This window comes from Mucilaginibacter galii, from assembly GCF_014635825.1.
Lineage (GTDB): Bacteria > Bacteroidota > Bacteroidia > Sphingobacteriales > Sphingobacteriaceae > Mucilaginibacter > Mucilaginibacter galii.
In genome coordinates this window covers 819,861-833,181 of sequence record NZ_BMDO01000001.1, presented here as the reverse complement: position 1 = coordinate 833,181, position 13,321 = coordinate 819,861, and the positions used below count along the sequence as shown (strand labels likewise).

The 13,321-nt window shown below is 44.5% G+C and carries 11 protein-coding genes; 5 read left to right on the top strand and 6 right to left on the bottom strand.

Annotated elements, in window-relative coordinates; genetic code table 11:
* Position 1 precedes the first annotated feature (1 nt).
* From IEV61_RS03565 to IEV61_RS03545, 5 genes are all read right to left on the bottom strand, one after another.
* Complete coding sequence (locus tag IEV61_RS03565) at positions 2 to 883, bottom strand: NAD(P)H-binding protein (RefSeq protein WP_188413814.1); 882 nt, start codon at positions 881 to 883, stop codon at positions 2 to 4.
* A gap of 131 nt (positions 884 to 1,014) precedes the next feature.
* Positions 1,015 to 2,340, bottom strand: a complete 1,326-nt coding sequence (locus tag IEV61_RS03560; protein ID WP_188413812.1) for an ABC1 kinase family protein — start codon at positions 2,338 to 2,340, stop codon at positions 1,015 to 1,017.
* Between the two features lies 1 nt (position 2,341).
* Positions 2,342 to 2,998, bottom strand: a complete 657-nt coding sequence (locus tag IEV61_RS03555; RefSeq protein WP_262890584.1) for an HAD family hydrolase — start codon at positions 2,996 to 2,998, stop codon at positions 2,342 to 2,344.
* Between the two features lie 107 nt (positions 2,999 to 3,105).
* Positions 3,106 to 3,759: a TetR family transcriptional regulator C-terminal domain-containing protein gene (locus IEV61_RS03550; RefSeq protein WP_188413808.1), complete on the bottom strand. Its 654-nt coding sequence runs from the start codon at positions 3,757 to 3,759 to the stop codon at positions 3,106 to 3,108.
* Between the two features lie 177 nt (positions 3,760 to 3,936).
* Entirely contained in the window at positions 3,937 to 4,647 is a 711-nt protein-coding gene (locus tag IEV61_RS03545) for an SDR family NAD(P)-dependent oxidoreductase (RefSeq protein ID WP_188413806.1), read from the bottom strand.
* Positions 4,648 to 4,708: 61 nt separating this feature from the next.
* Here IEV61_RS03545 and IEV61_RS20665 point away from each other — a divergent pair, with 61 nt between their 5' ends.
* From IEV61_RS20665 to IEV61_RS03525, 4 genes are all read left to right on the top strand, one after another.
* Positions 4,709 to 4,855: a DUF2256 domain-containing protein gene (locus IEV61_RS20665; RefSeq protein ID WP_188413804.1), complete on the top strand. Its 147-nt coding sequence runs from the start codon at positions 4,709 to 4,711 to the stop codon at positions 4,853 to 4,855.
* A gap of 40 nt (positions 4,856 to 4,895) precedes the next feature.
* Positions 4,896 to 6,170: a DASH family cryptochrome gene (locus tag IEV61_RS03535; RefSeq protein ID WP_188413802.1), complete on the top strand. Its 1,275-nt coding sequence runs from the start codon at positions 4,896 to 4,898 to the stop codon at positions 6,168 to 6,170.
* A gap of 348 nt (positions 6,171 to 6,518) precedes the next feature.
* Positions 6,519 to 8,054 carry a cryptochrome/photolyase family protein gene (locus IEV61_RS03530; protein WP_188413800.1) on the top strand — a complete coding sequence of 512 codons (1,536 nt, stop codon included), beginning with the start codon at positions 6,519 to 6,521 and terminating at the stop codon, positions 8,052 to 8,054.
* 392 nt (positions 8,055 to 8,446) lie between these two features.
* Positions 8,447 to 8,881, top strand: coding sequence for a hypothetical protein (locus IEV61_RS03525; RefSeq protein ID WP_188413798.1), 435 nt, complete (start codon positions 8,447 to 8,449; stop codon positions 8,879 to 8,881).
* A 397-nt stretch (positions 8,882 to 9,278) separates the two neighbouring features.
* On the opposite strand, the gene IEV61_RS03520 is transcribed toward IEV61_RS03525, so the two are convergent.
* On the bottom strand, positions 9,279 to 9,890 hold the full coding sequence (locus tag IEV61_RS03520) for an HI_0983 family protein (RefSeq protein WP_188413796.1): 612 nt from the start codon (positions 9,888 to 9,890) through the stop codon (positions 9,279 to 9,281).
* A gap of 573 nt (positions 9,891 to 10,463) precedes the next feature.
* Here IEV61_RS03520 and IEV61_RS03515 point away from each other — a divergent pair.
* A complete protein-coding gene (locus IEV61_RS03515) occupies positions 10,464 to 13,277 on the top strand; it encodes a 2-oxoglutarate dehydrogenase E1 component (protein WP_188413794.1) in 2,814 nt (937 codons plus the stop codon).
* The last annotated feature ends 44 nt before the right edge of the window (positions 13,278 to 13,321 follow it).

Sequence of the window (13,321 nt, the reverse complement as noted above, 5' to 3'; positions counted from 1 at the left end):
ATCAGGCGCATTGTGTAAGCGCTTCCTTGAGTGTTTGAAGCTGAACGGGAATAATACGCCTGATGGTGTCATCGCGCGATACGAGGTCGAACTTTAGGTTTTCTACCAGTGTCTTGGCGTGCGAGTAACTGATAGGGGTAAGGTAGTTTAACCAGTAGGAAGATAGTGCTGCCGATACCTGTGGCACCGTCATTACCTTAACCTTGCGCTGCCTGCATACCTCGCCGTAAGTCAGCAGCATTTGTTTAAAAGTAACAATATCCGGCCCGGCAATATGAAACTCGCTGTTAAAGGTGTCCTCATTTAACAGGCAGCCTGCCAGGTAGTCAATTACATTACAGGTGGCAATAGGCTGCTCTTGTGCCTTGGCCCAGTTAGCGGCAATAATAATGGGCGATTTCTTGGTAAGCCCTTCCAGCAATTCTAAAGCAATACTTCCCTGCCCTACAATCATGGTCGATTTCAGGATGGTAATGGCTGCATCAGCTTCCCTCAAAATTTCTTCCACATGTAGCCTTGATAAGCCGGCTTCGCCCAAATGGTCATCAATCTCGCTTAATGAAATAATTTGCTTGCAAGTGGTTTGATCAATGGCCTGTACAAAGTTTTGGGCCGATAGCGCTTCCAACCCTGCAAAGCCCGACGTTTGCGGTAAGGCGTTAACCAGGTAATAGGCTGCATCTATATCGGCTGGCAACGCTTGGAGGCTACGGTTGCGCAGCAGATCGCCGGTGATGAGGGTTACCTGGTTGGCATACTCACTTTGCTTTGCAAATAATTTAGGATCGCGAACAAGGCATGCCACTTCATGACCTTTCGCAAGCAACGCCGGAATAAGCCTTGCCCCGATATAACCATTGGCACCTGTAAGCAGTATCTTCATATAAGTAAATGCAACAATGCAAAACGCAGGGGGTTTTAACTAAACAAAATAAGATGATTTTACGGCATAAAAAAAAGCTTAGCGCCATGGTGCTAAGCTTTTTTTTATGAAATTCGGTTATTCAATCATCACTAATGCACCAGCATCACATGCGGCTTGTAAGTATCGGTTTTTACCTGGGCTTTTAGCTCATGAAGAATGTTATACAACCCAAAATTAGTACGGTTAACGTAAATAAAGTGCTTTACACCCCGCGCTTGTTTAAACTCGGGCATTTTAGCTATTTGTTCGCCAAAGCCATATAATTCCTCAAAAAATGCAGTTTCACTAAAATCAAAAGTGCTGCTCATGTAAGGCTTGGCAAATAAGCCAATCATTTTATGATACATGCCATAATAAAACTCAATTTGCTGCGGACTATCGTTCGGCTGTATCATTTCCAGCTTGCGGAAAGCTTTGATGGTTTCTTCCTTATTTTCTAACAGGTTGGTAGAGGTAAGGGAGAAGAAGGGGTAATAAAAATCTTCGGGCATTTCTTTAATACAGCCAAAATCAATAACGCCTAACTGACCGTCGGGCAGTATCAAAAAGTTGCCCGGATGCGGGTCGGCATGTACGGCGCGCAACTCGTGTTGCTGGTAGTTATAGAAATCCCACAGGGCCTGGCCAATTTGGTTACGCAACTCCTGCGATGGATTGGTGAGCATAAACTCCTTTAAATGCATGCCTTCCAGCCAGCTCATGGTAATAATGCGTTTGCTGGATAACTCGGGATAATAAGTAGGGAATACAATGTTATCCAAATTTGCGCAGGCGTTAGAAAACTCTATGGAGCGGCGAACTTCCAGTTCGTAATCTGTTTCTTCTACCAGGCGTTCTTCTACCTCGCGCATGTACACGTTCAATTCCTTTTCGCTCATGCCCAATAGCCTGAAGGCAAAAGGTTTGATCAATTTTAAGTCGGATGATATAGAATCGCCAACGCCAGGATATTGTATTTTAACGGCTAATTTTTGTCCGTTAAGTTCCGCCTCGTGTACCTGGCCTATAGAGGCCGCGTTGGTAGAGCGGAGGTTAAATTTATCATAGATCTGCTCGGGCGATTTGCCAAAGTATTTTCTGAAAGTTTGTACAATAAGCGGACCCGATAGGGGCGGAGCGTTGTATTGCGATTGCGAAAACTGGTCTACATAAGCTTTGGGCAAAATATTCTTATCCATGCTCAGCATCTGCGCTACTTTAAGGGCACTGCCCTTCAGTTCGCTTAGCGATTCGTAGATGTCGGCCGCATTGTCCTCGTTCAGTTCGGTGCGGTCCATGGCAGGGTTAAACAGCTTTTTAGAGTAGTGCTTAATGTAATTACCACCTACTTTGAACCCCGTTTTTACAAACTTGGCCGACCGCTCTACCTTGCTGGTAGGAATACTGTTTTGCTCTCTCGCTTTATCTTCGCTCATGTTATTTCGTATCAAATAGGGCAGCCAGTTTATGTTCGGTTAGCCCCGTGTAATCGGCTATCACCATATCTACCGGATGTAGTTCTGCAGCTGTATGGGTGGTGGTTATGCCAACCACTTTCATGCCTGCTGCATTGGCTGCTTTAATGCCCGATAGTGAATCTTCAAACACTACACAGTGCTCAGGTTTAACCCCTAAATCTTCGGCTGCTTTTAAAAATATTTGCGGATGAGGTTTAGGTTTGCTCACATGCGGGCCATCAATAATGGCATCAAAATAGGGCCTGATGGGCACATGGCTCATAATATAATCTATGTTGATCACCGCTGCCGATGATGCCACGGCCAGTTTAATGCCTGCCTCTTTCAACTCGCTTAAAAAACGTTCCAAGCCATTTATAGGTTTGGCATAGGGTGCATACGCATCGCGGTAACGCTGCGATTTTTCATCAAAAACAGCCTGCATCTGCGTCTCGTCCATCTCGCTGAAATACTCACGCATAATGGGCAATCCGGGTACACCGCTTAAATGTTCGTTGAAAAAATCCCGTGTTATTTTGGTGTGCTTGTATTTTTCAAATATATCTGCCCAGGCTTTAAAGTGATATGGATTGTTATCAACTAAAGTGCCATCCATGTCAAAAATTGCAGCGTACATTCACCCCTCCCAATCCTCCCCAAAGGGGAGAGCTATTATGTTTTATATGTTATAATTTTGTTCGTTAGAAAGTTAAAGTCCTCTCCTTTGGGGAGGATTCGGAGAGGTTAAAACCCCATCCGTTCTTTCAAACCGCCATTCTTGGCTAAAAACTTGCCATAATCCAACAGGTTGTCAATAGGCGAGCGTTGAAAAAGATCGAAAGTTACGTTAACACCTTTTTCAATAGCCTCGTCGGTTTTTTCAAACCCGGCCGAGTTATCATTGATCCAGAATTTAAGCACGAAGCCAAACTGCATCCACAGGGCATCTTTGTACTTATTAGAGAAAAATTTGCGGTCGGTTAACTCACCGGTTTCCAGGCCGTCGCGCAAAATGTCGTCGGCAAAACTCTCAAACAGGTGCTTCATAGGTTCCAGCACACGCGGGTTAGATAGCGTGAGTGGCTGTTTTTTTAAGCTGTAAACCGCAAAACTGCGGTTGCCTTTCAGCAACTCAAAAAAGCTGTAGAAGAAAGACAAAGCCCTTTCGCGGGCCGAATACTGTGCCCAAATTTCCTGGCCCTTAGCCTCGGTAATGGTACGGCGGGCAAGTTCGGTCCATATGTTTTGCTCCACTGCCTCAAACGAACCAAAGAAACGGTAAAATTCCTCCTCGGTCATCTCGTTTTGCTTGGCAAACAAGTAAACCGATTTAGGTTCATGTCCTTCGGTCAACACATAATCTATATAAGCGCTTTGAATGCTCTCTGTAGTAGCCATAAATTTTTCCGTTGGTGATTTATATAAATGTACGGTTAAATAGGGTATTTAGTGTCAATAGCAAGCAAGTTTTGGGAGAGAGTCAGGAGTACAGAGTCAAGAATCCAGATTGGCTCCATCAAACGGTTAAGAGATTTCCTGTCTTGACTCCTGAATCTGTATTCTTGACTCTCCCCTTTATTTTATCGTCGACATCCCACCGTCCACCGAAATAATCTGTCCGGTCATCCAGCTGCTTTCGTCGGAGAGCAGGAATTTGGTGGCCGAGGCAATATCATCAGGTTGCCCGTAGCGGCCCAGCGGGTGGCGTTTGTTAGAGGCCTCGCGTTTATCATCAGTACTCAGCAGGCTTCCGGCAAGCGGGGTATCGGTAAGCGATGGTGCCACCGCATTTACGCGAATGTTTTGGGTAGAAAACTCGGCAGCCAGGGCCAGGGTTAAGCCGTTCACAGCACTTTTAGCGGCCGCTACACTGGTGTGAAAACTCAGGCCCACCTTAGTAGCTACGGTGCTGTACAATACTACCGATGCGGCACCCGAAGCACGCAGGGCTTTGTGCGCCTGTTGTATCACTGTTACAGCACCCAATACGTTAATACTGTAGTCGTTTAAAAAGTCATCTGCCGTAAGGCGTGTAAAGGGTTTGAGGTTAATGCTGCCCGCCGCGTAAACCAGTCCGTGTAATTGTTCGGGCAGTTGGGCAGCCAGGCTACTCAAATCACCCAGTACGTCCATTTCAATATGCTTCACGCCATCGGGCCATTCGGCCGATGAAGTACGCGACAGATTGATTATATTTGCTCCATCCTTTACCAGTTGCTTTACTAAAGCCAGGCCAATACCCGAGCTTCCGCCCACAATGAGGATGTTTTTTCCGTTAAAATTCATGTTTGAACGTTTAATGAATGAGATGCTCTAACATACGGAATATGAGTTTGTTTAGATTGATATGCCAGCACCGAAGAATATCCTGAAAAGCAATTTGCCGCAAAAAGTTTGCCTGGTTTGTAACCGGCCATTTACCTGGCGCAAGAAGTGGGAAAAGTGTTGGGATGATGTCAAATATTGCAGCGAGAAGTGCAGGAGAAGTAAATAATTACGATTTTTGTATATCTAGTTTAGATCAATTATAAAGAATGAGCGAAAGAACAATACTGGTTTGGTTTAGGAATGATTTACGTGTGCAAGACAATGAAATACTGTTGGAAGCCACGCGTAAAGCTGATAAAGTATTGCCGGTATATTGTTTTGATCCTCATTATTTCCCTACCGATGGCCGCATGAAAACCGGCAATTTCAGGGCCGAATTTTTATTGGAAAGCGTAGCCGACCTGCGCCAAAGCCTGCGCAATTTAGGCGGCGAATTACTTATTGCCCATGGCAACCCGGTAGAGGTACTGCCCCAATTAGCCCAGCAATATGGGGTAAACGAAGTATACCATCACCGCGAGGTGGCCTTTGAGGAAACCAATATTTCTGAAGAAGTAGAAGCTGCTTTGTGGAAGATGCAAATTAACCTTAAGCATTTTATCGGTCATACGCTTTACCATAAAGAAGATCTTCCTTTCCCTATCAAAGATATTCCCGACAGCTTTAACACTTTTAAAAAGAAGGTAGAACGCGATAGCAATGTACGCCCCTGCATTGCAACCCCCGAAAACATAATAACCCCCGATATAACCGATGCCGGCGAGCTGCCAACGTTAGAACAATTGGGTTTAACGCAGCCGGTGCATGATATGCGCGCAACTTATACCTTTAAAGGTGGCGAAACGGTAGCCTGGCAGCAGTTGAACCAGTTTTTTACGGGGCAGCGTTTAAATAGTACTGGAAAGAGCCGTAACCAGGCATCGTCTAAACTATCGCCATGGTTGGCATTGGGCTGTGTATCGCCCAGGCAGGTGTATTGGGAAGTGGTAAAACATGAGCAGGAAACCAATAACCACCCGCTCATGCTGGAGTTGTTATGGCGCGATTATTTCAGATTCATGTTCAAAAAATATAGCCGCAAGTTCTTCGACCCTGAAGGATTTAAAAATGCAGCGCCCGAGCTGGCCCAAAACCAGGATGAGCTTTTTGAGCAATGGAAAACCGGCCATACCGGCGTACCTTTTATTGATGCCAGTATGCACGAACTTGATGCTACCGGTTTCATGAATAACGCCAGCCGCCAAACCGTATCGTACTACCTGGTTAAAACCTTAAAGGTAGACTGGACCCGCGGCGCCCAATGGTTCGAAGAAAAACTTATCGATTACTCGCCCGCCAGCAACTGGGGCAACTGGGCCTACATAGCCGGCGTAGGCAACGACCCGCGCGAAAACCGCTATTTCAATCCCAAAACCCCCGCCGAACTCGACCCTAAAGGCGAGTATACAAAGCTGTGGTTGGCCGGGGAAAAGGTAGCTTAGTTTTGTTTGATTGGTTGATTAGTTTTCAACGCTACTGAATTTGAGTGTCATGCTGAACTTGTTTCAGTACCCCACCCGCTAATTTCCGCAATATCATGCTGAGCTTGTCGAAGCATTCGCCGGTTGGTAAGGTCTTCGACAGGCTCAGACGGACAATCAATCCCGCCCGTTGAGGCGTCCACGCCTGAACGAAATCCTAAGGTAAGCATCTACGCTTAAGTATCATACGCAAGCGTGGACGCTTGCCCCAGACAACATTCAGGCGCGGACGCCTGAATGGGCGAAGTTTCACAACCAATAACACTAAGCATTTAAAAACCTGCAACACTTGTAAAATGTTGTAAAGCCATGGCCAAAACCTTACGCTTAATCCTCGGCGATCAGCTCAACAGTAATCACAGTTGGTATCAACACAAAAACGATAACGTAACCTACATCATGCTCGAAGTAATGCAGGAGCAAGAGTACGTTAAACACCATGTGCAAAAAATACTGGCTTTTTTTGCCGCCATGCGCAATTTTGCTCACCAGCTAACCAAAAAAGGCCACCAGGTAATCTACCTCAAACTTAATGATGAGGACAATCAGCAGGATTTTGAACAGAATCTGAAACGCATTATCAAGAAAGAAGATTTTAGCCGTTTTGAATACCAACTGCCCGACGAATATCGGTTAGACGAGCAACTCAAGAGTATTTGCCATAGCTTAACTATCGACACCGGCGTGGCCGACACCGAACACTTCTTTACCGAACGGCTGGACGTGCAGAATTTTTTCGGCCATAAAAAGCGCTACCTCATGGAAAGCTTTTACCGCCACATGCGTAACAAGCTGCACATCTTGATGCAGGGCGACGACCCGCTGGGCAACCGCTGGAACTTTGATGCCGACAACCGTAAAAAGTACGATGGCAAGGTGCCGCTGGAAGATGCCATTACCTTTGATCATGATGTAACGGCCTTGAAAGAAATGGTAGACCGCATGGGCGTAAAGTATTTTGGTAATGTGGATGCTGAGCATTTCCCCTGGCCGTTATCGCGACAGGAAGCTTTGAAATCGCTGCAGTATTTTTGCCATAATCTGCTGCCGTACTTCGGTACTTACGAGGATGCCATGTTGCAGGAGCATATCAGTTTGTTTCACTCAAGGCTGTCGTTTGCGCAAAATGTAAAAATGATATCGCCGGTAGAGATCGTAACCAAGGTGCTGAGCCACTACGAGCAAAATAAAGACACTATCTCGCTGGCGCAGGTAGAAGGGTACATAAGGCAGGTAATAGGCTGGCGCGAATTTATGCGTGGCGTATACTGGGCGCAGATGCCCGATTTTGAAAGCTTAAATTTTCTGAACCATAAAACCGAAATACCGCACTGGTACTGGGATGGCAATACCAAAATGAACTGCCTGCACAAATGTATTGGTCAGTCTTTAGACCATGCCTGGGCGCACCATATACAGCGGTTAATGGTGATCGGTAATTTCTCCATGCTGGCTGGCATTAACCCCGATGATGTGGATGCCTGGTATTTGGGCGTGTACATTGATGCTATACAATGGGTAGAAATTACCAACACCCGCGGCATGAGCCAGTTTGCCGATGGCGGCATCATTGGTTCCAAACCATACGCATCCTCGGCGGCTTATATTAACAAGATGAGCGATTATTGTAAGCACTGTCATTACGATTATAAAAAGAAGGTTGGGGATAGGGCTTGCCCCTTCAATAGCCTGTACTGGAACTTTTTTGAACGTAACGCTGAAAAGCTGCTAAACAACCCGCGTATAGGTATGGCTTATGTAACGCTGAAAAAAATGAAACCTGAGGAGAAGGCGTTGCTGATGGAACAGGCAGAGAAGTATTTAGGGGATTTGAATGGGTTGTAGGGGTTCCTATTTAATGATGATGCAGTTAGATAATAAAGGTTTATGCGTTTAACTTTAATTAGTGCTAATAACAACCTTAGTCTCCTCTTGGCCGGAGAGGCCCATTACTTTATTCACGTGTGTTTATTGTTTAAAGGTGTTCATGAGATCGCTATCGCTAAGTTTTATCTTGATACAAAAAGTAACAAAAAATCAAGACAGAAAAAAGCTTCTCCGCACAAGGCCCGGGCTGACCCGCCTTTCTGTCATCCCCCGTGCTCTTACTTGCCGGGTAAGCCTTTTTCTCTGCAAGGTACTCTACGAGAGAACCTGTGGAGACGGAATTATCGTTATGTTTGTTTCTTTAGGGTATTTCGCAGATGTGGTTATTATTAAAACTAACTATGATGAAAATGAAAAACTTATTAATAGTGCTTCTTTTATGTTTTTGCACAAGTGCTACATTAGCGCAAAATGATAAATTATTTAAAACAACAACCATAACGCTTGATAAAGACGCTGCTTTTGATAAAGTGATTGACTACTTAACAACGAAAGATATTTTTATTCAATCGTTAGATAAGCAAGCCGGATTTATACAAGGTAAAGTATTTATAAAGAACGGGAGTTTATTGTCGACAAAAGCAGGCGAAAAAAGGACGATGAATTTCTTCTTAAAACAAGTAGGTAACCAAACTCAGGTTACCCTTAATATTTACATGGAGCAATATTATTTTGGCGGGAATAGCTCTTCCAGATCTTACTACTTTGAAGATAAAGGGATAATAACAGATGCTTCTGTTTATAGAGAAGTATTAAGCTCATTACAAAAAGCGATAGACCATTGATTTGTGTTTCTTGTCGGTTCAGTACCTTTCACAAGGTACCCTGCCCAAACGGGAAAAGTTTAATATACCGTTACATATATTTATACCAGTTTTCTAATAATACATCGTTTTCATATACTTCAATGTCATAATCACTTTGTCTTCGCAGGGTCTCTCGTAAAGGACCCTGCGATGCTGTGTATATGGGTGCAGTTTAAGTCGCTTTGTAATGCAGGGTACTCTACGAGAGACCCTGCGGAAACGGGAGTAGCCACTCGCGGCAATGAGCGAAAAGAAGGAGGTTAACCAGTATAGACGGCAGTTAAAACGCACAAAACTGCGTTAGGGGTAGCAGCAGATACCGGCCCGAGCCTAAGGCCTACAGGCGTATGAGCAGATAATCTGAACTACCTGATACTTAAGGCTTAATTTGAATGTTAGGCGTAGGATAGCTAACTAACGCCTTCCGGTGTTCAACACGATATTCCTTTAATGATTTTAAGAAACTGCTTGCTTTACTGCCATAACTGCGGTGGCTTACGCCAAATAGTAAAACTCCTTTATGGCCTTGTTTATCGGTATAAGCCTTGTACCGGTATGCATTCCACTCCACAATTTTAAGCGTTGGGCCGCTGCTTTCACTCATCACAAAGTCCAGAATATATTCGCTGCCGTTTGCGCTATTAATAAGGTGGTAGTTGCAAATATTGTCAGTTTTTTTACGCTCGTTAAGCATGTTTACCTGGGCCTTAACCACTTCTGCAACCGGCATATCGCGCTGAATAAAGTCGATAAGAATCATATCATTAAAGGTGTCGGCTTTATCTCCGTCTGGAATATATTCCTGTTTATAATATGTAGCGTTTGGGTGCGAACTCCAGGATAGTTTGTATATTTTTTTACTGAGTGTGATCTCCTTGCTTGTTCCAAAATAGTTGATTATCTCCTCTTTAAACTTGAACGCAAGACTTAAAATAAGTAAAAGTGGTACAATAACAATTTGCAGATTATTTTTATTCGGTTTAAGCATGTGTGGTTTTTTGCCACTAAGTTAATTATTGATTTTGATTAGCTCATATCATAAAATGGTTGAAAAAAATTAATTGCTGCAAGATCATACTGCATACATAGGTTACACAAAAAATGCTGCAAAGCCTTTCAGCTTGTGGTCGGTGTTATCACCGCACCACTCTAAAGGTGGTTGATGCATGTCGGGAATATACGTAAGGTAAGTGGTGCGGTGATAACACCTACCACAAGTTGCGCAATGTACTTATACATGCCGAGTCACAAGTAGGCACTTGCACCATAAACCCTCATTCTATTCACCCTATAAATACCTTAATACCACTTCCACCAACGTTAGGGATAGCAGCGGATACCGGCCTGTGCGGTAAAAGCCTGCAGGCGTATGAGCGTATAGCCCGGCCCGGAGGGAAACGGCCCAAATATCAAAACCGTTGTAATTTTAACACTAAGTGTTCATTTTACAATATCCTTTTAAGGTAATAAATATATAATTTACCAAACCAAAAGCAAATTAAACCGTAGAACTTACAGCTTATATTCTTAGTTTTGTACCGTTTTACAGATTGGTATTCAGATGGATCGTCTTACTTATGTTAATAGCGGAAACGCTGCCTATATAGATTCTTTGTACGAGGCTTACAAACAGGACCCCGAATCGGTAGATTACGGCTGGCAAAAGTTTTTTGAAGGCTTCGATTTCGGACAAGGATCAACACCTCAAACTGCTGCAACAGCAGCCGGTAGCGGTGCACCAGAGCATGTTTTAAAGGAAATAAACGTGCTGAATATGATAAACGGGTACCGTACACGCGGGCACTTGTTTACCCACACCAACCCCGTGCGCGAACGCCGCAAATACTTTCCGGGTAAAGAATTAGAGACTTTTGGGCTGAGCGAAGCCGATATGGACACCGTGTTTAATGCCGGTGTTGAATTAGGTTTAGGCCAGGCCAAACTGCGCGATATTCGCCAGGTGCTGGAAGATACTTATTGCCAAAGCATAGGTGCCGAGTATAAATACATGCGTAATCCTATCAAAACCAAATGGTTTGAGGAGCGTATGGAAAGTAAACGCAACCAGCCATCATTTAATAAAGAAGAAAAGAAACGTATTTTAAACAAGCTTAACCAGGCCGTTGGCTTTGAAAGCTTTTTGGGTACCAAGTTTTTGGGCCAAAAACGTTTCTCATTAGAAGGTGCGGAGGCACTTATCCCGGCGCTTGATTCGGTTATTGAAAAAGGTGCACAATTGGGCATCGAAGAATTTACCATTGGTATGGCTCACCGTGGCCGCTTAAACGTATTGGCCAATATTATGGGCAAGCCTTACAAAGAGATCTTCTCGGAGTTTGAAGGCAAGAACTATGATATGGAATCTTCGTTTGGTGGTGATGTGAAATATCACCTGGGCTTCTCTACCGATGTGGAAACTTCTAACGGCAAGCAAGTACACTTAAGCCTTTGCCCCAACCCATCGCACCTGGAAACTGTAGGCCCCGTAGTTGAGGGTATTACACGAGCCAAAATTGATGGTAAGTACAATGGCGATCATGATAAAATTGCACCTATCTTAATCCACGGCGATGCTTCGGTAGCCGGCCAGGGTATTATTTATGAGGTGCTGCAAATGGAAAAACTGGATGGTTACAAAACAGGTGGAACTGTTCACCTGGTGATTAACAATCAAATTGGTTTTACCACCAACTATAAAGATGCCCGTTCGAGCACTTACTGTACCGATATTGCCAAAACTGTATTATCGCCCGTGTTCCACGTAAATGGTGATGATGCCGAGGCATTGGTGTACGTAATTAACCTGGCTATGGAGTACCGCCAGGAGTTTAACGAGGATGTGTTTATTGATATTTTATGCTACCGCCGCTTTGGTCATAACGAAAGCGATGAGCCTAAATTTACACAGCCAACCCTTTACAAAGCTATTGAGGCGCACCCTAATCCGCGCGAGATATATTACCAGAAACTTTTAGCCGAAGGCAGCATTACCGCCGACGATGCAAAAGCGATGGAAAAAACCTTCAAAGACGAGCTGCAAAAGCAACTGGATGAAACCAAGGCTCAAGCCCGTGTTGAAACCGGTAATGCCATGTTTGCCGGCTCTTGGCAAGGTTTGCACCTGCCTACCAAAGCAGAAATTTATGCCGATGCCAATACCGCAGTTAGCGAAAGCGAACTACTTGAAATTGGCCAGAAGTTAACCAACCTGCCGGCCGACAAAACTTTCTTCAAGAAAATTGAAAAATTGTTTGACGACCGCCGCAAAATGGTGAACGAAACCAAAACGTTCGATTGGGCTATGGGCGAATTGATGGCTTACGGGTCTTTGTTGAAAGAAGGCCACCCGGTAAGGTTAAGCGGTGAGGATGTTAAACGTGGTACTTTCTCGCACCGTCATGCGGTGGTTACACTCCCCGATACGGATGAGGAATACACCCCGTTATCTACTTTAGATACCGAGGCTAAGTTTAGCGTATATAACTCTTTACTATCTGAATACGGCGTATTGGGTTTCGATTACGGTTATGCCTTAGCTAATCCTAATGCCCTAACCATTTGGGAAGCCCAGTTTGGCGATTTTGTGAACGGTGCCCAAATCATCGTTGACCAATACCTGGTAAGTGCCGAAACCAAGTGGCAGCGTGGTAATGGTTTGGTCATGTTATTACCTCACGGTTATGAAGGCCAGGGCCCTGAGCATTCATCGGCCCGTATAGAGCGTTTTATGGAGGCTTGTGCCGATAACAATATCCAGGTAGCTAACTGCTCTACACCGGCCAACTTTTTCCATATTTTACGCCGCCAACTGCACCGCGATTTCCGTAAGCCATTGGTGATCTTTTCGCCAAAAAGTTTACTGCGTCACCCTGCCTGCGTATCTAAATTAGAAGACTTTACCCAAGGTAAGTTCCAGGAACTGATTGACGACAGCTTTACTGCTGATGCTAAGAAGGTGAAACGCGTACTGTTCTGTAGCGGCAAGATCTATTACGAATTGCTTGAAAAACAGCAAACCGATAAACGTGCCGATGTGGCCATTGTACGTGTAGAGCAGCTTTACCCAACCCCGGTATTGGAAATGGAAGCCATTAAGGCCAAGTATACCAACGCTACCGATTTTATATGGGTACAGGAAGAGCCCGAAAACATGGGTGCATGGCCTTACATGCTGCGCAAGTTCCGCAAGAGCGGTTTACAGTTAGATGTAATTTCGCGTAAGGAAGGTGCCAGCACTGCTACCGGTTATGCTAAACAACATGCTTCACAGCAATTGTATATCATTTCCAAAGCTTTTGAAGCCCCGGTAAGCCAAAATCAAAAAGAAAAAGTAAAAGACACGGCTAAAAAAATGGCCGAAACTAATGCAGACTAATTAGGGTTGCGGGGATCAGGGTTTTTGGTTGCGGGGAAACTATC